Origin of the sequence: Pseudoalteromonas carrageenovora IAM 12662, from assembly GCF_900239935.1 — a bacterium.
Classification (GTDB): domain Bacteria; phylum Pseudomonadota; class Gammaproteobacteria; order Enterobacterales; family Alteromonadaceae; genus Pseudoalteromonas; species Pseudoalteromonas carrageenovora.
Map to the genome: position 1 here is coordinate 2,559,761 of NZ_LT965928.1, position 20,888 is coordinate 2,580,648.

21 protein-coding genes are annotated in these 20,888 nt (G+C 39.9%); 13 read left to right on the forward strand and 8 right to left on the reverse strand.

All coding sequences use genetic code 11. The annotated features are described in order from the left end of the window. Positions 1 to 72: 72 nt before the first annotated feature. Both ALFOR1_RS11575 and fadR read right to left on the reverse strand, forming a co-directional pair. A complete protein-coding gene (locus ALFOR1_RS11575; RefSeq protein WP_006793938.1) occupies positions 73 to 678 on the reverse strand; it encodes a peroxiredoxin in 606 nt (201 codons plus the stop codon). Positions 679 to 914: 236 nt separating this feature from the next. Next, on the reverse strand, positions 915 to 1,628 hold the full coding sequence (fadR, locus tag ALFOR1_RS11580) for a fatty acid metabolism transcriptional regulator FadR (protein ID WP_058548462.1): 714 nt from the start codon (positions 1,626 to 1,628) through the stop codon (positions 915 to 917). Positions 1,629 to 2,179: 551 nt separating this feature from the next. On the opposite strand from fadR, the gene dsbB reads away from it, so the two are divergent. After that, positions 2,180 to 2,698 carry a disulfide bond formation protein DsbB gene (gene dsbB, locus ALFOR1_RS11585; RefSeq protein ID WP_104643064.1) on the forward strand — a complete coding sequence of 173 codons (519 nt, stop codon included), beginning with the start codon at positions 2,180 to 2,182 and terminating at the stop codon, positions 2,696 to 2,698. Between the two features lies 1 nt (position 2,699). Beyond that, complete coding sequence (locus ALFOR1_RS11590; RefSeq protein ID WP_058548464.1) at positions 2,700 to 3,002, forward strand: DUF6170 family protein; 303 nt, start codon at positions 2,700 to 2,702, stop codon at positions 3,000 to 3,002. Between the two features lie 22 nt (positions 3,003 to 3,024). On the opposite strand, the gene ALFOR1_RS11595 is transcribed toward ALFOR1_RS11590, so the two are convergent. After that, entirely contained in the window at positions 3,025 to 3,321 is a 297-nt protein-coding gene (locus tag ALFOR1_RS11595; RefSeq protein WP_058548465.1) for a ComEA family DNA-binding protein, read from the reverse strand. A gap of 312 nt (positions 3,322 to 3,633) precedes the next feature. Here ALFOR1_RS11595 and ALFOR1_RS11600 point away from each other — a divergent pair, with 312 nt between their 5' ends. After that, entirely contained in the window at positions 3,634 to 3,948 is a 315-nt protein-coding gene (locus tag ALFOR1_RS11600) for a YebG family protein (protein ID WP_058548467.1), read from the forward strand. Positions 3,949 to 4,038: 90 nt separating this feature from the next. On the opposite strand, the gene efpL is transcribed toward ALFOR1_RS11600, so the two are convergent. Beyond that, complete coding sequence (efpL, locus tag ALFOR1_RS11605) at positions 4,039 to 4,611, reverse strand: elongation factor P-like protein EfpL (protein ID WP_058548468.1); 573 nt, start codon at positions 4,609 to 4,611, stop codon at positions 4,039 to 4,041. Positions 4,612 to 4,816: 205 nt separating this feature from the next. Here efpL and ALFOR1_RS11610 point away from each other — a divergent pair, with 205 nt between their 5' ends. Then, positions 4,817 to 5,203, forward strand: a complete 387-nt coding sequence (locus tag ALFOR1_RS11610; protein WP_058548469.1) for an MmcQ/YjbR family DNA-binding protein — start codon at positions 4,817 to 4,819, stop codon at positions 5,201 to 5,203. A gap of 39 nt (positions 5,204 to 5,242) precedes the next feature. On the opposite strand, the gene ALFOR1_RS11615 is transcribed toward ALFOR1_RS11610, so the two are convergent. The 3 genes from ALFOR1_RS11615 to fadI all read right to left on the reverse strand — a co-directional run bounded on the left by ALFOR1_RS11615 (position 5,243) and on the right by fadI (position 9,487). After that, complete coding sequence (locus tag ALFOR1_RS11615) at positions 5,243 to 5,752, reverse strand: GNAT family N-acetyltransferase (RefSeq protein ID WP_058548470.1); 510 nt, start codon at positions 5,750 to 5,752, stop codon at positions 5,243 to 5,245. A gap of 202 nt (positions 5,753 to 5,954) precedes the next feature. Further along, positions 5,955 to 8,177 carry a fatty acid oxidation complex subunit alpha FadJ gene (gene fadJ / locus ALFOR1_RS11620; RefSeq protein WP_104643065.1) on the reverse strand — a complete coding sequence of 741 codons (2,223 nt, stop codon included), beginning with the start codon at positions 8,175 to 8,177 and terminating at the stop codon, positions 5,955 to 5,957. After that, positions 8,177 to 9,487 (reverse strand): acetyl-CoA C-acyltransferase FadI, encoded by a 1,311-nt coding sequence (fadI, locus tag ALFOR1_RS11625; protein ID WP_024031879.1) that lies wholly within the window; start codon positions 9,485 to 9,487, stop codon positions 8,177 to 8,179. The genes fadJ and fadI overlap by 1 nt, the downstream gene beginning before the upstream one ends. Before the next feature lie 330 nt (positions 9,488 to 9,817). Here fadI and ALFOR1_RS11630 point away from each other — a divergent pair, with 330 nt between their 5' ends. From ALFOR1_RS11630 to ALFOR1_RS11670, 9 genes are all read left to right on the forward strand, one after another. Then, positions 9,818 to 10,774 (forward strand): AAA family ATPase, encoded by a 957-nt coding sequence (locus tag ALFOR1_RS11630; RefSeq protein WP_104643066.1) that lies wholly within the window; start codon positions 9,818 to 9,820, stop codon positions 10,772 to 10,774. Positions 10,775 to 10,777: 3 nt separating this feature from the next. Beyond that, on the forward strand, positions 10,778 to 11,722 hold the full coding sequence (locus ALFOR1_RS11635) for a DUF58 domain-containing protein (protein ID WP_058548473.1): 945 nt from the start codon (positions 10,778 to 10,780) through the stop codon (positions 11,720 to 11,722). A 2-nt stretch (positions 11,723 to 11,724) separates the two neighbouring features. Beyond that, on the forward strand, positions 11,725 to 12,159 hold the full coding sequence (locus ALFOR1_RS11640; RefSeq protein WP_104643067.1) for a DUF4381 domain-containing protein: 435 nt from the start codon (positions 11,725 to 11,727) through the stop codon (positions 12,157 to 12,159). Beyond that, complete coding sequence (locus ALFOR1_RS11645) at positions 12,152 to 13,138, forward strand: vWA domain-containing protein (RefSeq protein WP_104643068.1); 987 nt, start codon at positions 12,152 to 12,154, stop codon at positions 13,136 to 13,138. The genes ALFOR1_RS11640 and ALFOR1_RS11645 overlap by 8 nt, the downstream gene beginning before the upstream one ends. Continuing rightward, positions 13,138 to 15,024 (forward strand): VWA domain-containing protein, encoded by a 1,887-nt coding sequence (locus ALFOR1_RS11650; RefSeq protein WP_104643069.1) that lies wholly within the window; start codon positions 13,138 to 13,140, stop codon positions 15,022 to 15,024. Before ALFOR1_RS11645 ends, ALFOR1_RS11650 begins: the two co-directional genes overlap by 1 nt. Next, the gene (locus ALFOR1_RS11655) at positions 15,018 to 16,676 is read left to right on the forward strand and encodes a BatD family protein (RefSeq protein WP_104643070.1); all 1,659 of its coding nucleotides are present in this window, start codon (positions 15,018 to 15,020) and stop codon (positions 16,674 to 16,676) included. Before ALFOR1_RS11650 ends, ALFOR1_RS11655 begins: the two co-directional genes overlap by 7 nt. 63 nt (positions 16,677 to 16,739) lie before the next feature. Continuing rightward, entirely contained in the window at positions 16,740 to 17,297 is a 558-nt protein-coding gene (locus tag ALFOR1_RS11660; RefSeq protein ID WP_104643071.1) for a sigma-70 family RNA polymerase sigma factor, read from the forward strand. After that, positions 17,297 to 18,049 carry a DUF3379 family protein gene (locus ALFOR1_RS11665; protein ID WP_104643072.1) on the forward strand — a complete coding sequence of 251 codons (753 nt, stop codon included), beginning with the start codon at positions 17,297 to 17,299 and terminating at the stop codon, positions 18,047 to 18,049. The genes ALFOR1_RS11660 and ALFOR1_RS11665 overlap by 1 nt, the downstream gene beginning before the upstream one ends. A 170-nt stretch (positions 18,050 to 18,219) precedes the next feature. Next, positions 18,220 to 19,062, forward strand: a complete 843-nt coding sequence (locus ALFOR1_RS11670) for a Tim44 domain-containing protein (RefSeq protein ID WP_104643073.1) — start codon at positions 18,220 to 18,222, stop codon at positions 19,060 to 19,062. An 83-nt stretch (positions 19,063 to 19,145) separates the two neighbouring features. Here the strand turns inward: ALFOR1_RS11670 and ggt are convergent, their stop codons facing one another. After that, a complete protein-coding gene (gene ggt, locus ALFOR1_RS11675; protein ID WP_104643074.1) occupies positions 19,146 to 20,816 on the reverse strand; it encodes a gamma-glutamyltransferase in 1,671 nt (556 codons plus the stop codon). Positions 20,817 to 20,888: the final 72 nt, after the last annotated feature.

A 20,888-nucleotide genomic window follows, 5' to 3' on the forward strand; every position in this document is an offset into this window, starting at 1 on the left:
ATTTAAAATGGGCTATGCTTAAAACAAAAAAACCGCCATTTGGCGGTTTTTTATTAAAAGCAAAGGGCTAAATTATAGCTCGCCTTCGTTTTCAGATAGGAATTTAGCAACACCTTCAGGGCTTGCGTCCATACCTTTTTTACCTTCAGTCCAACCAGCTGGGCAAACTTCGCCGTTTTCGCTGTGAAATGCTAAAGCGTCAACCATACGGATCATTTCGTCGATGTTACGGCCTAGTGGTAAATCGTTCACTACTTGGTGACGTACGTTACCTTCTTCATCGATTAAGAAAGAACCACGAAATGCAACACCCGCTTCTGGGTGCTCAACGTCGTATGCTTTACAGATTTCGTGTTTAACGTCTGCAACTAGTGCGTATTGAACTTTACCAATACCGCCGTCAGCTACAGGCGTGTTACGCCATGCGTTATGTGAGAATTGTGAATCGATAGAAACACCAATTACTTCTACGCCACGCTTTTTAAATTCTTCAAAACGCTTATCAAATGCGATAAGTTCAGAAGGACATACAAACGTGAAATCTAGTGGGTAAAAGAAGATTACTGCTTTTTTACCTTTAATAGTTTCGTGAAGGTTGTAGCTATCTACAATTTCACCGTTACCTAGAACAGCTGCAGCGGTAAAGTCTGGTGCCTGGCGGCCTACTAATACACCCATTTTATTCTCCAAATATTTTGAGTTTGTTTTAGATTGCTAACGCAATACTGATAGTTATATGGGCACTAAAAATTAAAAACCAATAGCGCAAACATATAATTATTTAGCATTCTAGAGTTATTCGATATAAAAGAACAATCGTATTTAGCGATATGAGCAATCGAAAATACCGAACATAAGTAAATACTGCATTAGAGATACAAAAAAACCTGCAAATGCAGGTTTTTAATATCAATTTAATCCATTATATCGGAAGGCATATCATCACGAATTTTTTGCCAAATTTCGCCAGTTTGATGGCCAAACTTACGCATCATCGAAATAGCTCCGTCATGCTCTCTGTTTTGAGCAAGAACAGTTAAATCCTTGTAGAACTGACGAGCTAACTCGCGAGTACCCGCATCTGAAAAGTAATGACAACCAATCTTAAAGTAAAAACCTCTAAAGCCGTTCAATATAAGTACATAAATACGATTGTTACCTGCAACGGCAAGTTCGTGATGTACTTTATAATCGTAATCAGCGAATGCTTGAGCTGTATCTTCTAACTCATCACTTTCTGATAAAATTTCAATTACACGTTCTGGGTTTAACTTAATAGCGGCACGTGTATAGATAGCACTTATATTCGTTCGCGCAGATAAAAGCTGATCTGTAAGCTCTGGCATTTTGTCTTCATCTAGGCGCGCTAGTGTTTCAAGTATATTTAAGCCCGATGTTTCCCAAAAGTTATTTACTTTAGTTGGTTTGCCATGCTGAATGGTTAACCAGCCATCGCGCGCTAAACGCTGCAAAACTTCACGTAAAGTTGTTCTTGTTACGCCAATTAACTCTGAAAGCTCTCGCTCTGCTGGTAGAATTGAACCTGGAGGGAAATCGCCATTCCAAATAGACTCAACTATATATTCTTCAGCAAAACCTGCTGGGCTTTTCGCTTTAAAAATTCTCATTCAATTCCCACTCGAATTAATCAACACTTATCGTTTTTCACGAATAACTGACTGATTGTACCAGACGAAACACAACTAACAAGTAAAGTAAGTTATATTAGCCAAGCAAATGAGTAGAAATTTCAAATTAGCAAATGTTCAAATTTAACTTTGCATAAAATAGTCATATTTGTATTTTTAGCTTACTAACGTTCATTGTAGGTACATAGTTACTATTAATTAATTTGTTATGCTTAATTTTATATATACATTAGCTTGCCAGTGACTATGTATAGTAAAAATAAAAAGATACACCTTAATAACAGCGCGTTTTACTTGAATATTTAGGCACCTTTGAGAACTGCTCACATAAAATGTAAAGGTAGAGCGATATAATCAAAATATTTATTCGCACTAGTTATTGAGTATCAATTAGCTAAGGTAGGAGTTGTTGTAAGCAACCATTTAGCTCATCTTAAAAAAAGCGACTTCGGTAGCTTTTTTTTCCTTTTTGTTGCTGCTTACTTTATCCTAGTACATAATCTAACGTCTTATTTAAATGCGGAATTTTTATGAACTGGCTCGCACACCTCCCCACTCAACGTACACCATGGTTGTTATTTACTGGCATTGTATTTTTACTAGAAGTCACCGCACTATTTTTTCAATACCAGATGGGCTTAGCGCCGTGCATTATGTGCATCTATCAGCGTACCGCTGTGTTAGGTTTATTAGGCGCAGGTATTATTGGCTCGGCTAAACCTCAAAACAAACTTGTAAGAGCCTTTGCATATTTAGTGTGGGGTGTATCGAGTATTTGGGGTTACCTAATCGCCCGTGAACATATCGATATGCAAACCACTACAGATCCTTTTGCATTTAGCTGTGAGTTTGAACCAAACTTCCCATCGTTTATGCCGCTGCACGAGTGGATCCCAAGTTTTTTTCAAGCAACAGGTGATTGTGGCAATATAGATTGGCAATTTGCGAGCTTAAGTATGCCAGCTTGGATGGAAATCATATTTGCATTATTTACTGTAACGTTATTTATTTTAGTAACTTGCCGTTTATTAATTAAAAAGACGATTTAATATGTTCACCTTTTTTTCTAGCCAAATAGATGAATTAAAACAGCTAAAAATTCGCCAGCGTCAGCAGGTAATTGCTTTGTCTTTAAGCATGCTTTCACCTACTGATAGAGTGTTACTGCGTATTATAAAGCTAGTACTGCTTAGCCCATTGTTTTTAATATTTACTGTGTTCAAAGGGTGGATTTTAATTCCGTTTTTAATTATTGGCGGGCTTTGCTACCCATTACTCACTACACCTATCGAAATTAACTTTGCAAAAAAACATCTAGCTGAAGCATTAAAACAATATAACCAGAGCAGTTAGCGCTCTGGTCATACCTGCTTATCTAAAGCGATATTTTACCTTCTAGTTTTTCTAATAACTTTTTACCAATACCTTTAACATTTGATAAATCACTTAAATTTTCAAAATCACCGTTTTCTTGGCGATAATCAACTATGGCTTGAGCTTTTTTTTCGCCAATCCCCGGTAACTGAGCAAGCACCTTTGTATCAGCGTTATTTATACTCACGGTCTCAAACTGTGGCATTTGCTTTGTTACTTCCGGTAATTGCGCGTTTACAGCAGTAATCGGCAGTAAAAATAGTAACCCCACAACTAGTAAGCTTTTTATAGTTTTCATTTGTTCGTCCTTATTACTCTTTTATGAGTTTTTAAATATTGCTCAGGAAAGTCAATAAACAAGGAACAAAAAGTTCGTCACTTAAAGAGTACCTAAACGCATTATCACCATGATCCGAAATCCTGAAAATGCAGCTGGCACAACAAGTGATTGCTTAACTAAAGTAAAGTTACAGTTTTTTGTCAAATTTAAGACAGCGAAAATCAATACTCTTAGCTTGCAAAATCCTTCGCAAACCATTACTGTACATAAAAACAGTAATATAATGGTTTTTTATAAACCACAGTACCACGCAAGCTTGCAGGAGAAATCATGGCTGTTGTTGTTAAATATGTTGTAGAACGAAACGGAGTTGAGCGCATGACGTTTACTACCAAAAAAGAAGCTGATGCCTATGACAAAATGCTGGATATAGCTGAGTCACTTGAATTGATGTTAGAAAAGGTAGATGTGCCGTTAAGCGAGCAACAAGTCGAATCATTAGCACTTGAAATTGCAAAAAGTAAAGATGACTTTATGGCAGTACTTAAAGGTGGCAAAGAGCCTGCAGCAGCTAAGGCACCTACAAAAAATAAGAAAGCTGATAATATAGCGCCAATTAAAGACGACGAGCAGCAAGCAAGCTAGCCGTATTAAAAAAACACATAAAAAGGGAGTAACTAATGTTACTCCCTTTTTACTTTGAGCCCTGTATTTATATGGGCTAAAGGTTTGGTATTACTTTTCAGCACGACCCATAAATTTGTGTTCTACTGTATTAATACGGATGCGATCGCCTGTAGAAATATGCTCTGGTACAGAAATAGTTAAGCCAGTAGAAAGCTTTGCTGGTTTAGAGCGAGCACTTGCTGAAGCACCTTTAATTGAAGGGTCTGTTTCTTCAACAACAAGTTCAACACTTGAAGGTAAATCAAGGCCTACCGGAGCGCCATCAATAACAATTACGTGTACGCCTTGCGTTTCTTCATTAACGAATTGAATTTCTTCTGCTATTGCATCTTTATTTAAGTTATACGGCGTGTAGTCTTCATTATCCATAAACACATATTCATCGCCATCTACATACGAAAGCATCACTTCACGACGAGTAAGGTCGGCAAGCGTTAACATATCACTGTCTTTAAATGTTTCGTCCACTTTAGCACCGGTTACTACATCGTATAAACGCATACGGTATAAGCTACCACCTGCACGACCCTGCGGCACAGAGCGCACAATATCTTTTACAACTAAAACACGATTATTAAAATCAATAGCCGTACCTTTTTTAACTTCACTCGCCTTTGGCATGTGTGTATTCCTATTATTTTTGTGATTGGCAGAAACATACCACGAACTAGATTTTGTTCAACAATTAAGTTGATCTTATAATATACATTTACTGTATTAGGTTGTATTAGCTTGCAAAATTCTAATTTATACTAAAATACATATAATCAAATGAACAAAAAACTGCTATGGTAGCTTTACCGAGTATGACTTCAAGGAATGGATCATGGACCAGACTAAAGTACATGAGTATTTAATTAAAAAACCACTTGTGCAGGTTACTAAACCATTTGCGCAAGAGGTTGACGTTTATAAAGTGAATCATAAAATGTTTGCTACTCTTGCTGTTGGCAATGATGGTGAAACAAACGATGATGGAGAAGTTATTTGGTGGCTTAATTTAAAGTGTGATCCTGACGAGGCGCTTTCGTTGCGTGACATTTTCCCAGCGGTGATCCCTGGTTATCATATGAACAAACGTTTATGGAACACTGTTATTCTAGACGGCACAATTCCACAAGGTGAAATTGAGCGAATGATTGATAACTCATTCAGTTTAGTAGTAGAAAACATGCCAGAAAAAGACCGACAAGCTATTTTACTTCATTTGTAGGCATTTTTGGGCTAGGCGTTACTAGCCCATTAAAATACCCTAAAGCTTCAGTGTATAAATTAAATCATCATACAGCTTACCACTAATGCTATGGGAGCTTGCAAGCGTTTCTGTATGCGTTAAACCACACTTACTCAGTACCTTTTCAGAATTAATATTCCCACGTGTTACCACAGCTTTATACTGGCTTATTTTGCACTCATTCCATGCCCAATCTATCACAGCCCTTAAAGATTCTGTGGCATAACCATAGCCAAAATACTCTGGCATAAATAAGTACCCAAGCTCTGCTGTATCTCCATCATAAGTAAAACCTGTTACCCCAAGCAAAACATCTGAAACCTTATCTGTTACAACTAAACACAATGGGTCTCGAGAGCTTGTATCCCAATTACCTAGGCGCTGTTCAAATCGATTGCGTACAAAGGCCTCACTAGGCATGTCGTAACAATAACGCAGCACTTGTGGTTCTCTGTGTAATTGCAAAAATAGCGTCCAGTCGCGACTTTGTAATTGGCGCATTGTTAATCTGGGTGTAAATAACTGCATTAATTCCCTTATTTACCTACGTACTAAGTAATTACGCTAACACATAGCATACTAATTCACTTAATTAATCGATTTTGGGAATGGGAAAACGTATTCATAGTAAAGCAAAATAATTAAGTATTATTGCGGATTGGTATTATGTATCTATTAATAGCAGGCATAAAAAAACCGCATATAAATGCGGTTTTTATTAAAGCAGCTGTTAAGAGTCTTGTTTTGGTGACTCTACTACGCTTTCTTCATTTTGCTTATCAGAAGATTCAGCGTGTATTACTTGCTCTTCAATTGTGGCTGAGCTTGGCTCATCAGTGGCTGTTTGCACATTGTAAAATGTAGCGCCTGAGTTTGCCATTGCAACCAACGTATCGCACGGAGCAAAGTTCGCATTGCTGTTAGCTAAAGTAGACATGTCAGAGCTTACTTTACTTGCGCCAAGTTTATCCATGTAGCTAAACGGCCCACCTAAAAACGGTGGGAAGCCAATGCCAAATATAGCGCCAATGTCGCCATCACGTGGGCTTGCAATAATGCCATCATCTAAACAACGTACGGCTTCGTTAAGCATTTGAGATACACAACGCTTAGCAATTTCGCTTTTATTTAAACGCGGTGCAGGTGTTACACCTAATAGCTCATAGACAGACTCGTCAACTTTCTTGCTCTTTTTATCGTACTCATAAAAACCACGACCCGTTTTACGGCCTAGGCGTTTTGAATCAATCATACGAGAAAATGCATCTGGTGCTTTAAATCGTTCGCCTAGTTCTTTTTCAAGAATTGGGGCAATTTTAGATCCTATATCAATCCCTACTTCGTCAAGTAAAGCAAGCGGCCCCACTGGGAAGCCAAACTCTACAAGCGCTGCATCTATTTTTTCAATTGGCTCACCGGCAAGCATTAAATTAGCCGCTTCATTTACATAAGGCGCTAAAATACGATTTACGTAAAAACCAGCCATGTCTTTTACCACAATTGGCGTTTTACCTTGCTTACGAGCAAAGTTAACTACACGCGCAATGGTCTCTTGTGAAGTCCCTTCATGAGGAATAATTTCCACTAGTGGCATTTTTTCAACTGGCGAGAAGTAATGCAGGCCAATCACGTTTTCTGGACGCTGCGCCTGTGCTGCAATTTGTGAAATAGGCAGTGATGACGTGTTACTAGCAAAAATAGTATTGCTTTGACATTGCTGCTCTATATCAGCAACCATCCCCTGCTTTAAGGCTAGGTCTTCAAATACAGCTTCTACTACTAAATCAATGTGTTTAAAGCCGCTGTAGTCAGTTGTACCGGTAATACGGTTCATGGTTAACTGCATATCAGCTTTAGACATAATACGGCGCTTAAGGCGCTTATCTAAAATTTTGTAGGTGTAGTTCATGGCATTACTAATGCCCTGCTCTGCTACATCTTTAATACGCACAGGTACTTTGGCTTTTACTGCGCTTACATGTGCAATACCAGCACCCATTAAGCCACCACCTAAAACGGCTGTTTTACTAATAGCCGGCGCATAATCGTTGCGCCACTCTTTTTTCATTTCAGTGGTTGCAAAGAAAATACTACGAAGCGCTTTAGACTCATTACTCATTACAAGTGTTGCAAAGCTTTCAGCCTCTGTTTTATATGCTTTTAATTTATCAAGCTCTACACTTGCACGCACAGCCTTAATAATTGCAAGCGGTGCTGGGTAATGTCCGCCGGTTTTTTTAAGTACGTTTTCTTTCGCCTTTTTAAAGATAAAGTTACGGCCAAACGGGTTTGACTCTAATAACTTGCTTACTTTATCTAGCCTAGGTTCTTTATCCTGTGGCTTTTTCTTAGCTGCAAATTCTTTAGCGACTTTTAACAATACACTTTGTGGCACAACGTCGTCTAATACGCCCGCTTTTTTAGCTTGCTTAGGACGAATCTGCTTACCTGTTAGCATCCACTCTAGTGCTTTTTGAATGCCTACAATTTTAGTTAAACGCTGCGTACCGCCGCCACCTGGCAATAAACCAAGTTGTACTTCAGGAAGGCCTACTTTAGTAATATCGCTATCTGTGCCTACGCGGTAATCACACGCTAAAGCAAACTCTAAACCACCACCAAGCGCCGCACCATGTATTGCACTTACTGTTGTATAAGGTAGTTTTGTCATATCAAAAAAGGCTTGATGACAAAGCTCACTAATTGCTAAAGCATCTTCACGCTTTTGCACGCTATCAAGCATTTTTACATCAGCGCCCGCGATAAAGTTATCACTTTTACCACTTATAAATACCATACCCTTTACTGACTCTTGCTTAGCCGCTTCAAGTAAAGCTTTTAAGTCATCAGCGAATGAGTCGCGCAGGGTGTTCATTTTCTCACCCGGCACATTAATGGTTACTACGGCAATTTTGTTTTCATCTACCGTTAAATTAAATACTGAATCTGACATTACGCGCTCTCCAATACAAAGGCTGCACCTAAACCACCAGCAGCACACGCTGTTGTTAATGCTAAACCGCCACCACGACGTTTAAGCTCGTGTAAGCTTTGCGTAATTAAGCGAGCACCTGTTGCAGCAAATGGGTGACCATATGCTAAAGAGCCGCCGTTAACGTTAAACTTATCCATGTTAATTTCGCCAATTGCTTTGCTACGACCAAGTTGCTCTTGCGCAAACTTATCTGATGCAAACATTTTCATATTGGCAAGTGTTTGCGATGCAAACGCTTCGTGCATTTCGATTAAATCTAAATCAGCAAGTGTAATACCCGCTCTATCTAGTGCGATAGGCGTTGAGTGCGCTGGACCCATTAGCATGTCTTTTTCTACACCAATAGCCGAAAACGCAAAGCTACGTACATAACCTAAAATTTCGTAGCCTAGTGCTTTTGCTTTGCTTTCGCTCATCATCAGTACCGCTGCTGCACCATCAGTTAAAGGTGTTGCGTTTGCTGCGGTCACTGAGCCATGTTGACGGTCAAATACCGGTTTAAGTTTAGCGTAGCCTTCAACCGTTGAATTTTTACGAATGTTATTATCTTCTTCAATAAAGCTTTTGTATGGCGGTAAGTGCGCCGTCATTACTTCATCTTTTAACTTGCCATCAGCCCATGCTTGGGTTGCAAGTGAGTGCGAGCGATGCGCAAGTGCATCTTGATCTTCACGGCTAATGTTATGTGTTTTAGCCATTTGCTCAGCAGTTTGCCCCATTGAAAGGCCTGTTGAGTACTCAGCAACCGCAGGGGGCACTGGTAATAAATCTTTTAAACGTAGTTTTGAGAATATTTGTAAACGCTGGCCTAATGTACGGGCTTTGTTTAAATCAACTAAGCTGCCTGCCAGTTTTTTACTTACACCAATAGGCAATACTGAAGATGAGTCGGCGCCACCGGCAATACCCACATTTACAGATCCTGCCATAATAGATTCAGCTACATTAGCAATGGCCTGAAAGCTGGTAGCACATGCACGCGATACAGAATACGCGTCTACGCCTACAGGCATACCCGTACCTAAAACAATTTCACGTGCAATATTTGGCGCTTCTGGCATTTGTACTACTTGACCAAATACAAGTTGATCGATTTCTGACTTGTCGAAATTTAATCGTTCAAGCATTTCGTTAACCACCAATTTACCCATATCTAGGGCTGGTACATGGTGAAACGCTGTTGCTTGTTTTGCAAAAGGAGTACGTAAGCCGCTAACTATGGCAATACGGTCGCCCTTTGGTGTTTTTAGTATGTTTTGCTCAGACATTTATGCTCTCCCGCTGACAGGTCTGACCTGTTTGTTTTCCTCGATTCTAAACAACCCGTGTGCTAAAGCCAATAGATAAACACAAATTTATACAAAAGCACTATAAGTACATATATACATAGTACTTAATATTGGCTACCACAATAGGCTTTTTTACGCGTTTTTACAAAGTTTTGTGGTACGCTAAAAACCGTTAAAAAATAACGAACTATTTTGAAAAATTAAGTCTAACTCTTGAGTTACTCAATTATAAACCTTATAACTAGGTCAGAATTTATTACCTAAAACAATTTAGGTACAACCCAAGCTGACGAGGACAGTCTACTTATTATGGCAGCTAACGCATTTTCACAATTAAAAACGTACTTAGATACACAGATTATTGGCCAGCCAGAGCTCACTCAAGCACTACTTATTGCAATTTTAGCCGACGGCCATTTATTAGTAGAAGGCCCTCCAGGGCTTGCAAAAACGCGTGCTGTAAATGCGCTCGCTAAAGGGATTGAAGGCTCGTTTCAACGTGTACAATTTACGCCTGACTTATTACCTGCAGACGTAACAGGCACCGATATATACCGCCAACAAACCAGCGAGTTTGTATTTGAAAAAGGCCCTTTGTTTCATAATCTTATTTTAGCAGATGAAATAAACCGTGCCCCAGCGAAAGTACAATCAGCACTACTAGAAGCCATGGCAGAGCGCCAAGTTACAGTAGGTAAAAACACCTATCCGCTTAGCGATTTGTTTATGGTTATGGCAACCCAAAACCCGCTAGAGCAAGAAGGTACTTACCCGCTGCCAGAAGCACAGCTTGACCGCTTTTTATTACATTTAAGTATTGGTTATCCGGGCGCCGAGCACGAGCTAGACATTTTACGCCTAACTCGAGGTGAAGCATTAAAAGAGCAGCAAGCTGTTTTACAAAAAATTAGCCAAAGCGATTTATTTGCTGCCCGCCAAGCAATTTTAGGTTTGTATTTAGCCGAGCCTCTTGAGCAGTATTTAGTACAGCTTATTATTGCAACACGAGAAGGCGCGCAACTAGATGAGCAACTGGGTCGTTGGATAGAATTTGGCGCAAGCCCACGTGCAACTATTGCACTGGATAAATGTGCCCGAGCTCACGCTTGGTTAAACGGCCGCGATTTTGTAGCTCCCGATGACATTCAAGCCGTTGTGCATAATGTACTGCGCCACCGTATTATTTTAAGCTACGAAGCACAGGCCGATGGCATTACTAAAGATCAGGTAATAAGCCGAATTGTTGAACTTGTAGCCGTACCATAAGTTATGCAAAAACAATTAGACCCTCAGGCATGGCTGAAAGAAAGCCATAGCCACGGTGTAAATTTAGCACTAAAAGAGCTGATGTATTACAAAGCAAAAGCACAGTTACTCGAGCTTGCACCAAAAGTTAAAATTAAAAATAGTTTAACTGGGCAATACCTTGCGCCACATAAAGGCCGAGGAATGGAGTTTGCCGAAGTGCGCCATTACCAGCAAGGCGATGATATTCGCTCTATTGACTGGCGAGTAACAGCGCGCACCGGCGAAACCCATACAAAGCTTTTTCAAGAAGAAAAAGAGCGCCCAGTTTTTGTATTTACTGATTTTTCAAACTCAATGCTATTTGGCTCAAAGCTGCTGCTTAAGTCGGTACAGGCTGCGCACATTAGCGCGCTAGTTGCTTGGTCGGCGTGTCAGCGCGGTGATAGAATTGGCGGCATTGTGTTTAACCAGCACTCGCATTTAGAACTTAAGCCAAGCGCACGCGAAAAAGCCGTTCTTAAACTTTGCCATAACCTATGCGACAACCACCACCAAGCACTTAACAATATAGACAAACAAGCCACTAACAACTTTAGCGATAATTTAAAACGCCTTAACCACTTAGCTAAACCAGGCAGCTTAGTGTATTTAGTCTCTGATTTTAATGCCCTAGATGATGCAAGCTTTAAGCAATTAGAAATTTTAAGCCGCCACTGCGAACTAATAGGCTGTCATATAAGTGACCCGTTTGAGCATCAGCTCCCTGCGTTTAAACAAACGGTTACGGTAAGTGCAAATAACCAAGACTTTGCCCTTCCGCTAATGGATAACAGTTTTAGAGAACGCTTTGCAAAAAATGCCAAACACGCATTTAGCACTCGCCTTAATCGCTTAACTAAATCAGGCCTTAATTTAATATCATTCAATGCAGCCAGCCCGCTTGAACTGCAATTAGTGAGAAAGTAACCATGCAACCCAATCCACTCGACGGCCTGCACGACATAATAGCACCAAGCCAAGTAAGTTGGTGGCCACTCGCCCCTGCTTGGTGGGTTATTATTACCCTGCTATTTATAGCAACCTGTGCAGCTGCTTTTTGGTTTTACAAAAATCACAAATTTAAAAAACCAAAACGTTACGCAATAGACTTAAGTAAAACAGAGCAAAACCCGCTCAAGCTTCATATTATTTTAAAACGCCTTGTTATTGAGTATTACGATAAACGCCTAGCTGCACAATCAACAACTAATTGGTGCAATACGCTTAATGCGTTAACCGGCTTAAGCTTTAGCGAACAAGAAATACTCAGCCTTTATAATACCGAGCAAGCAAACGAAGCACTAAGTGACAAGTTTCGCCAAGGTATTAAACAATTTAAACTAAAGGAGTCAGTACATGTTTGAATTTAGCTGGCCCTGGTTATTTTTATTACTGCCACTGCCTTTATTACTTTTATTATTAAAACCGGCTGCAACTAGCGCACAAACGCGCCTTCGCATTCCTAGCTTTGCTAAACACAACTTAACCACGCATAGCCTTGAGCAAGGTGCACGTAAGTTAAATGTTTTCGAATGGATTTTATGGTTATTACTTGTAACAGCGGCTGCAAACCCAACGTGGTTAGACGAGCCTATTTCATTACCTAATGAAGGGCGCGATATAATGCTCGCGGTTGATTTATCAGGATCTATGACCGAACAAGACATGGCCTACAACGGCCAGTATGTTGACCGCCTCACTATGGTAAAAGCTGTATTGAGCGACTTTATAGAACAGCGCCAAGGCGACAGGCTTGGCTTGATATTATTTGGCGACACCGCATTTTTACAAACACCACTTACGCGCGACGTGAAAACAGTAAGTAAAATGCTCAGCGAATCTCAAATTGGCTTGGTAGGGCGCGCCACGGCTATTGGCGATGCACTAGGTTTATCGGTAAAACGTTTTGCTAATAAAGATAAAAGTAATCGAATTGTGGTGCTTTTAACCGATGGGCAAAACACAGCCGGTAATTTAAAACCAGAAGATGCCCTACTCCTTGCCCGCGAAGAAGGTATTAAAGTATATACCATAGGTGTAGGCTCAGATAACCCACGCGGCTTTAGCCTATTTAATATGGGGGGTTCAAGTGGTGGCAGCTTAGATGAAAGCTTACTAAAACAAGTAGCGGAGCAAACAGGCGGCTTATACTTTAGAGCAAAAGATGTAGCCGGCCTTCAGCAAATATACGCTGAGCTTGATAAATTAGAGCCAATAAGTGCTGATGAACAAACATTTCGCCCACAAAGCTCACTATTTTACTACCCACTACTGATTGCTATTTTACTCATTAGCTTAAAAGTAATGATAAGTACTTTGCGTGCACTTAAGGAGCCTAACTAATGGATTTCGAATTTATTCGCCCAGCTGTTTTGTGGCTTTTAATACCTGCTGTAGCGCTATTTTTTGTCGCGTTTATTAAACATAAAAAAACGACAGCAGATAACTTAATCGCTCCTCATTTGGCGTCGTTTATTATGAGCGAATCAAACACTAAAACTAGCCAACCGCTTTGGCTTATTGCTGTATTTTACTGTTTAGGTATTTTATTTAGTGCAGGCCCTAGCTTTGAAGAAAAACAAGTGCCCGTATTTCAAAGTAAAAGCGCTCGCGTAATCGTTATGGATATGTCGTATTCAATGTACAGTACCGACATTTTACCAAACCGTTTAACGCAATCGCGCTTTAAAGCACTCGATATGATTGAGCTATTTAAAGAAGGCGATACAGCCTTAGTTGCCTACGCAGGTAGCGCATTTACTATTTCTCCTTTAACTAACGACGCCACTACACTTGCCAATTTAATACCAAGTTTGAGCCCCGACATAATGCCTGACAAAGGCTCTAATGTTTTAGCCGGGCTTGATATGGCAAAAGAGCTTTTAACTCAAGCAGGTTATATTGATGGCGACATAATTTTAGTTACCGATGGCATAGATCAAACTGAGCAAAGCGATGTAAGTGACTTTACTAACAACAGCCAATACCGCTTAAATATTTACGGTGTAGGTACTGCCCAAGGTGCGCCAATAAAATTACCTGAAGGCGGCTTTTTAAAAGACCGCTATGGGCAAATTGTAGTGCCTACTCTTAACTCATCGCAATTAAAAGGCCTTGCCAGCAACAGCGGTGGCAAATATGCAAGTTACCAGCCTAGCAGTAGCGACATTGCAGCGTTTGCACCAAATGCAAATAGCGAGCTGTTAAAAGATGAAAAGCAAAGCCATGCACTTTGGCGAATAGATGCAGGTATTTATGGCTTACTTATTTTATTGCCTTTAGGTTTATATTTATTTAGAAACGCAGCTTTTGTAGGTGCTTTTTTAGTATTGAGTTTTTTACCACAGCAACAGGCCTACGCCGTAGAGCTACCCGCGTTTTTAAAAAATACCGATCAGCAAGCGCTAGATGCATATCAAAATAAAGATTTTGAAAGCGCAGCCAATGCCGATTCAAGTAAATTAAAAGGTGCGGCTTTATACCAGCAAGGCAACTTTGAAGAGGCGCTTAATGCGTTTAGCAAAGATAAGTCGGCCTCTGGTTTATACAATTATGGTAATGCACTTGCAAAAGCGGGCCAGCTTGAGCAGGCTATTGACGCTTATAAACAAGCACAAAACCTACAAAGCGATTTTAGTGAAGCCGCCGACAACCAAGCACTTGTTGAACAGCTTTTAAATCAGCAAAAGCAACAAGACCAGCAAGATCAAAACGGTGACTCTCAAAACGAGCAAAACAAAGATGAGCAAAACCAACAGCAAAATGATCAATCAAAGCAAGATCAGCAGCAAAGCGATGGTGAAAAAAGCGAATCTCAAGAAGGTGAAAACCAGGGCGAACAATCACAAGATCAGCAAGGTAAACCCGACGAGTCTGATAAAGATAAAAATGAGCAATCAGACTCAGAGCAAAATGAACCTGACATGCAAGCAGAGCAACAAACTGAGCAAGCACAAAAAGAGTCTGAACAAGAACCGCAAAACGCACAGCCACAAGGTGCTACTGAACAAGCGTTAACGGATGAGCAAAAGCAAAATGCACAGCAACAAGCTGCTCAAGCACAGGCACGTGAGCTTACCAACGAAGAGAAAGAAAAAGCGCAGCAGCTTAATCAGTTATTAAGAAAAGTACCGGACGACCCGGCAATTTTATTACGGAATAAAATGCAATTAGAAGCCCAAAAAAGACAATATCAACGTCGCCCTACAGGAGTAGAAAAATCATGGTAATGCGATTATTTTGCTGTTTATTGCTATTAAGTGCGATGCCAACATGGGCCGCCACCAAGTTAGAAGCTAGCGTAGATAAAAACCCTGTACTTGCAGGTGAATTTTTTATGCTCAACATAACAGTAGACGATACAGTTAAAGGCCAGCAACCTGACACATCAGCACTACTTAAAGATTTTGTTGTTGGACCTACAAGCTTAAGTTCACGAACAAATATTATTAATGGCAGCATTAATAAACAAACTACGTGGTCAGTAAAGTTAATGACCCGCGCCGAGGGTGAATACACGATTCCACCTTTTAGTGTTGCCGGGCTTACATCCCAGCCTATTAATTTAAAAGTAGCCAAGCGCTCAGCGGATGCAGATAAAAATAATGATATATTTTTAAAAACAGAGCTCTCTAGTAACTCTATTTTTGTGCAAGAAGCCGGGGTTTACACTATAAAACTTTATCTCGCTAAAGAGCTACTTGATGGCAGCTTAAGCACGCCTAATATGGAGGATGCGCAATTAACGCAGTTAGGTAAACAAACTGAGAGTTACGAGCTTGTAGATGGTAAACGCTACCTCGTTCTTACCCGCGAATACTTAATTCAACCTCAAAAAAGTGGCCTTTACACTATTGCTGGGCCGGCTTTTCAGGGGCGCGTTCAGCAAAACTACCGACAACTAGAGGTGTCTGCACTTGGCGATGATCAGCAAATAGAAATAAAGCCTATACCAAGTAATTATAAAGGTGCATGGTTACCAAGCGAACTTGTTAATTTAGATGAGCAGTGGCAACCAGAAGAAAACACCGTAGAAGTAGGCACCCCCATTACACGTACAATTACCCTAACGGCGCTTGGAGTAACAAAAGAGCAATTACCCGAAATCACAATGCCAACAATAGACGGCATTCGCAGCTACCCAGATGAAAAGGAAAATAACAACGCTGTACGTGATGGGCGAGTCGTGTCGCAGCAAACCGCATCGTATGCGCTGCTACCTCAAAAGCCAGGTACTTACACACTGCCTGAAATAAAATTACCTTGGTATAACACTAAAATTAACCGTATTAGTTATGCAACGCTGCCTAAGCGCACTATAACCGTGACAAGTAACGCAAATACACCCTCGCCCGATGTAACCACTGCAATAGCTTCAAATGAACAAAGCAGCAAAATAAATCCATCGAGTAACTTAGCGCAGCAATCTACACTCGAACCGGTTATTCAAAGCGTTACACCGCTTTGGTTAATTATTGTTGCAGTGCTTGGTTATATTTTATGGATTATTACTGCAATTTTATTTTGGTTAAACCGTTCTACTAATAATGAACTAAAAATTGATAGCTTAAAAAGCAACAACAAAGCGCCGCTTTCACTAAATAGATTAAAAAATGCCGCCAAAGTTAATAACTCAAGCGCATTTTATAGCGAGCTAAATAATGTTGCTAGAGAGCTTACAGGTAAAAACGTTGCCGCTATTGATGCACTAACAAACCTTATTAATAACAGCGAATTAACGGCGCTAATAAACCAACTACAAGCTACGCTATATGCTAATAACAGCACAAAGAGCGATCTTAATGCTATTATTAAAATAATTGAGCAGTACCAAGCTCAAAGCAATACGTCGCAACAAGCTGTATTAAAAGACCTTTATTAACTAGTTTGATAAATTTAGGTCTTTTCATGCATTAAATAATAATTTTTAAATAAAAAAGTACTTATGCTTGGAAAGAAAAAATTAAATAATCAGGTCTTAGTTGATATGGCAGAGAAACAAAAGCGTTATGAAGCCTTAGTGCATGTATACAATAAGGAGCTTTATCGCTTTGCTTATTGGTTGTGCCGTGATCCACACATAGCAGATGACTTAGTACAAGAAACGTTTTTACGTGCTTGGCGCTCGCTTGATTCATTACTGGATCAAAAAGCGGCTAAGCCTTGGCTACTGACTATTTTACGCAGAGAAAACGCACGTCGTTTTGAACGTAAACAGTTTGATTACAGCGACGTAGAAAACGATACCCTTGTTGATGAAACGAGCCATTCACTTGATGATGAAATGGAACAAACAGTTATACAACGCCAAATTGCGCTGCTATCTGATGAATACAGAGAACCATTACTACTTCAAGTTGTAATGGGCTGCTCTGGTGAGGAGATTGCAGAAATACTCGATTTAAATAAAAACACGGTAATGACTCGTTTATACCGTGCCAGAAACCAACTTAAAGAGGCTTTAAGCCGTGATGATGAACAACTTAAAGGAGCATCAAAATAATGGATGATCTTGAGTTTCGTCGCCGCACTATTGCGCAGCCAAACGATTTAGAAAAAGAGCTTTTGGAGTTTGCTAAAGAAAGCTCTCAGAGACAAAGCTTTATTAACGATATGAAAGATTTTGATAAACAAATTCAAGACGCGCTAGATATACCAGTGCCAGATAACCTTGCTGAGCGAATTCTTTTAAATACTTCTTTAAAAGAAAAAGCACTGCAAGAAGAACAAGCATCTGGTAAAAATGTGGTAGATGCCCGCTCGCGTTTTAAGTTTGACCGTGTGCATTTAGCACTTGCTGCGTCTTTTTTTGTAGCAATGGGCGCGTTCTTTTTTAGTTCTGAACAGCACATTGCCCATGAAGCGGGTGAACATGCCTTAACACATGTTTACCACGAAATTAGTGCACTAGGTAAAACAGATGCGATTAGCTTACAAAGCGTAAACGATAAGCTGGCTATGCTTGGTGGACACATTGAAGAGCTTCCGGGCAAAATTACCTATGCTATGTTTTGTGATTTTAAAGGTCAGGAAGGATTACACTTAATATTTGAGTCAGACTTTGGCCCAATGACGGTATTTATTGTACCTTCTGACAACCAGTCGTTTGGTTTTGGTGATGACGACTTTAGCGATGAGCGTTTTGAAGGCCATATTAACCGAGGTACACAAGCAGATACCATTTTAGTGGCTAATGCTGGCGCACCTATTAATGTGTATAACGAACGCGTTACGGGTGCTATTCGCTGGTTATAGTCACTCGTTAGTTATTTTGAAAAGCCGTACAGTGTTTACTGTGCGGCTTTTTTGTATATAAACCCATAGTTGCTTAATTTACGCTCAACCATATTGATTTTTAACGTAATTTATTAAATTTTGCTGAAAAGTTAATTATACTCGCCGCTCAGTCTTATTTAGGGAATTACATGAAGAACATCATTGTTATATTTTCATTACTTGCATTACTTTGTACGGCAAGTTTTGATGCACACGCACGCAAAAAATTTGGCAGTAGTAAACGTGGTAAAACACCAACCACACAGCAAACAACACAAAACAAACAATCTGACATTCCAGCCTCTACAGCTCCAAAAGCTAAATCGAATAAAAAAGGGGTTATGGCCGGTGTATTTGGCGGGCTTTTAGCCGGTGGCTTAATTGCTGCTATGTTAGGCGATGACTTTGAAGGCTTCCAACTTTTAGAGATAATTTTACTAGCTGGGGGACTTTTTATTTTATTTAAACTGATCACCGGTTTTATGCGCGCAAAACATTCTCCTCAACTTGCCAATGCAAGCATATCGCAAAATGCGTTTAAGCAAGCGCCTATAGAGCAACCTACAAACACAGGCTTTACAAATAGTGTCCCACAAAGTGAAAACGTACCTTTTAATTTGCCGCCTAATTTTGACGTTAATGGTTTTTTACAAGGTGCTCGCAATCATTACCGCACACTGCAAAGTGCTTGGAATAATGCAGATTACGCCACGATGGCAGAATATTTAAGCCCAGAGCTTGTGGCAGAGTTTAAAGCTGAACGCGAAGCAATACAAAGCGTAGAAACAGAAGTAATGTTTATTGATGCTGAGCTAGTGCGCGCAGATGTTACAGCTACTGAATGGCAAGTAAGTGTTCGCTTTAAAGGTAAGTACCGCGACTTAGGTGATAAAAAAGAGGAGCCAATATTAGAAATTTGGCACTTAGAGCGCGCTATTTCAGACGGTGCTCCTTGGCTTATTGTTGGTGTCGAAGATTTAATCGACGCTTAGTAAGATAGTTCACCGCGCTTTAATTACTATTACTAGCGCGGTGTTTTATTGTATTAGTAAACCGCTAAACAGCGTTTAAGTTATTAAAAAACAATTGATTTACCACGTCCTGAGCTTTCAGAAGCTGCGTCTAATTTACCCTCTTTACTAATAATGACATGTAAATCACCAAAGTGTCGCTCATCAAGGGTGTAACCCATTTTTATAAGCTCTGCTTTAACGTTATCAGTTAAACCGCTATGTGTTCTAATTACGTTTTTAGGCCAAAGTTGATGATGAAAACGCGTGCTGTTTACAACATCAACCGCACTCATATCAAACTCTACGGCATTTAAAATAGACTCATAAACAGAGCTTATAATCGTTGTGCCACCCGGTGAACCTGTTACCATTTTCACTTTGTTATGTTTTAACAGTATGGTAGGTGTCATAGAGCTAAGCATACGCTTGTTAGGTTGTATCTCGTTTGCTTTACCACCAATGGCGCCAAATACATTCATAACGCCTGGCTTGGCGCTAAAGTCGTCCATTTCATCATTTAAAATAAACCCTGCGCCTTCAACGACAACCCCACCTCCAAAACCTAGATTTATGGTTGTCGTATTTGCGACTGCATTACCCATGTTATCAACAATTGAAAAATGCGTAGTTTGCTCACTTTCTTTTAAACCAGGTTTAATGTTTTCGGTTGTAGAAATAGCCGTTAACGAAATATCGTCGCTACGCTTTTTAAGGTAATTAATGTCTGTAAGTGCATTAACTGGTACATCAAAAAAATCAGGATCGCCTAAATACTCAGCTCTATCAGCAAATACGCGTTTACCTATTTCAGAAAGTAAATGCACATACTGCGTGGAGTTATGTACTAAACCCATATCTGGTTTTTTTAGCTCAAACATTTTGAGCCATTGTAAAATAGCGATACCGCCAGAGCTTGGTGGCGGTGATGTTAATACTTCATAGCCGTTCCAACTTGCTTTTATAGGTGTTCGCGATTTAGCCGTGTAATTTTTTAAATCATCTTGATTAATAATACCGCCATGTTGAAGCATAAATTTGGCAATAATTTTTGCAGTTTCGCCTTTATAAAACCCATCTTGACCATTATCGCGAATGCGTTTTAATGTAGCTGCAAGCTCAGGTTGCTTAAATACTTTATTCGCTTTTACATCAGCAAAATATTTTTCAAAATTCACTTCTATTTGTTTTGCTTTTAAATGCGCAATATAACGACTTACTCCCTGAGCTAATTTAGGAGGTACTACAAAGCCTTGCTCAGCCAATGTAACAGCAGGCTGTACTAATGCTTCCCATTTTAACGTGCCGTGTTTTTGATGAGCTAGCCACATACCTGCCACACTGCCCGGTACACCACTTGCGTGAATGCCATATATTGATTTATTAGCAACAACGTTACCTTGCTCATCTAAATACATATCTCGATGAGCTGCCGTTGGTGCTGTTTCACGATAATCTATAAAGTCGCCTTGGCCGTCTTTTTGAATAAGCATAAAGCCACCGCCGCCAATATTTCCGGCCTCGGGTAATGTAACTGCAAGTACAAACTGCGCTGTAATGGCAGCATCTACAGCATTACCTCCTTGTTCTAATATGCTTTTAGCGGCGTCGGCACTAAATGAGTCAGGCATCGCAACCGCACTTTGAGTAACTTGCTCAGCTGCTGCGCCAAATACACACAGCTGTAAAATAAACACACTTTTTACTATTAATTTATTTGGTGAAAACAACCCCATACAACATCCTTAATTTATTATTTTTTAAGTTACCCAACCACATTTATGCATATCAATTATGCTCAGGTCAAT

Bases quoted from the DNA above. Each gene is read 5' to 3' on its own strand.
- ALFOR1_RS11575 (WP_006793938.1), bottom strand. From the start codon at position 678: ATGGGTGTATTAGTAGGCCGCCAGGCACCAGACTTTACCGCTGCAGCT.
- fadR (WP_058548462.1), bottom strand. From the start codon at position 1,628: ATGAGAATTTTTAAAGCGAAAAGCCCAGCAGGTTTTGCTGAAGAATAT.
- dsbB (WP_104643064.1), top strand. From the start codon at position 2,180: ATGAACTGGCTCGCACACCTCCCCACTCAACGTACACCATGGTTGTTA.
- ALFOR1_RS11590 (WP_058548464.1), top strand. From the start codon at position 2,700: ATGTTCACCTTTTTTTCTAGCCAAATAGATGAATTAAAACAGCTAAAA.
- ALFOR1_RS11595 (WP_058548465.1), bottom strand. From the start codon at position 3,321: ATGAAAACTATAAAAAGCTTACTAGTTGTGGGGTTACTATTTTTACTG.
- ALFOR1_RS11600 (WP_058548467.1), top strand. From the start codon at position 3,634: ATGGCTGTTGTTGTTAAATATGTTGTAGAACGAAACGGAGTTGAGCGC.
- efpL (WP_058548468.1), bottom strand. From the start codon at position 4,611: ATGCCAAAGGCGAGTGAAGTTAAAAAAGGTACGGCTATTGATTTTAAT.
- ALFOR1_RS11610 (WP_058548469.1), top strand. From the start codon at position 4,817: ATGGACCAGACTAAAGTACATGAGTATTTAATTAAAAAACCACTTGTG.
- ALFOR1_RS11615 (WP_058548470.1), bottom strand. From the start codon at position 5,752: ATGCAGTTATTTACACCCAGATTAACAATGCGCCAATTACAAAGTCGC.
- fadJ (WP_104643065.1), bottom strand. From the start codon at position 8,177: ATGTCAGATTCAGTATTTAATTTAACGGTAGATGAAAACAAAATTGCC.
- fadI (WP_024031879.1), bottom strand. From the start codon at position 9,487: ATGTCTGAGCAAAACATACTAAAAACACCAAAGGGCGACCGTATTGCC.
- ALFOR1_RS11630 (WP_104643066.1), top strand. From the start codon at position 9,818: ATGGCAGCTAACGCATTTTCACAATTAAAAACGTACTTAGATACACAG.
- ALFOR1_RS11635 (WP_058548473.1), top strand. From the start codon at position 10,778: ATGCAAAAACAATTAGACCCTCAGGCATGGCTGAAAGAAAGCCATAGC.
- ALFOR1_RS11640 (WP_104643067.1), top strand. From the start codon at position 11,725: ATGCAACCCAATCCACTCGACGGCCTGCACGACATAATAGCACCAAGC.
- ALFOR1_RS11645 (WP_104643068.1), top strand. From the start codon at position 12,152: ATGTTTGAATTTAGCTGGCCCTGGTTATTTTTATTACTGCCACTGCCT.
- ALFOR1_RS11650 (WP_104643069.1), top strand. From the start codon at position 13,138: ATGGATTTCGAATTTATTCGCCCAGCTGTTTTGTGGCTTTTAATACCT.
- ALFOR1_RS11655 (WP_104643070.1), top strand. From the start codon at position 15,018: ATGGTAATGCGATTATTTTGCTGTTTATTGCTATTAAGTGCGATGCCA.
- ALFOR1_RS11660 (WP_104643071.1), top strand. From the start codon at position 16,740: ATGCTTGGAAAGAAAAAATTAAATAATCAGGTCTTAGTTGATATGGCA.
- ALFOR1_RS11665 (WP_104643072.1), top strand. From the start codon at position 17,297: ATGGATGATCTTGAGTTTCGTCGCCGCACTATTGCGCAGCCAAACGAT.
- ALFOR1_RS11670 (WP_104643073.1), top strand. From the start codon at position 18,220: ATGAAGAACATCATTGTTATATTTTCATTACTTGCATTACTTTGTACG.
- ggt (WP_104643074.1), bottom strand. From the start codon at position 20,816: ATGGGGTTGTTTTCACCAAATAAATTAATAGTAAAAAGTGTGTTTATT.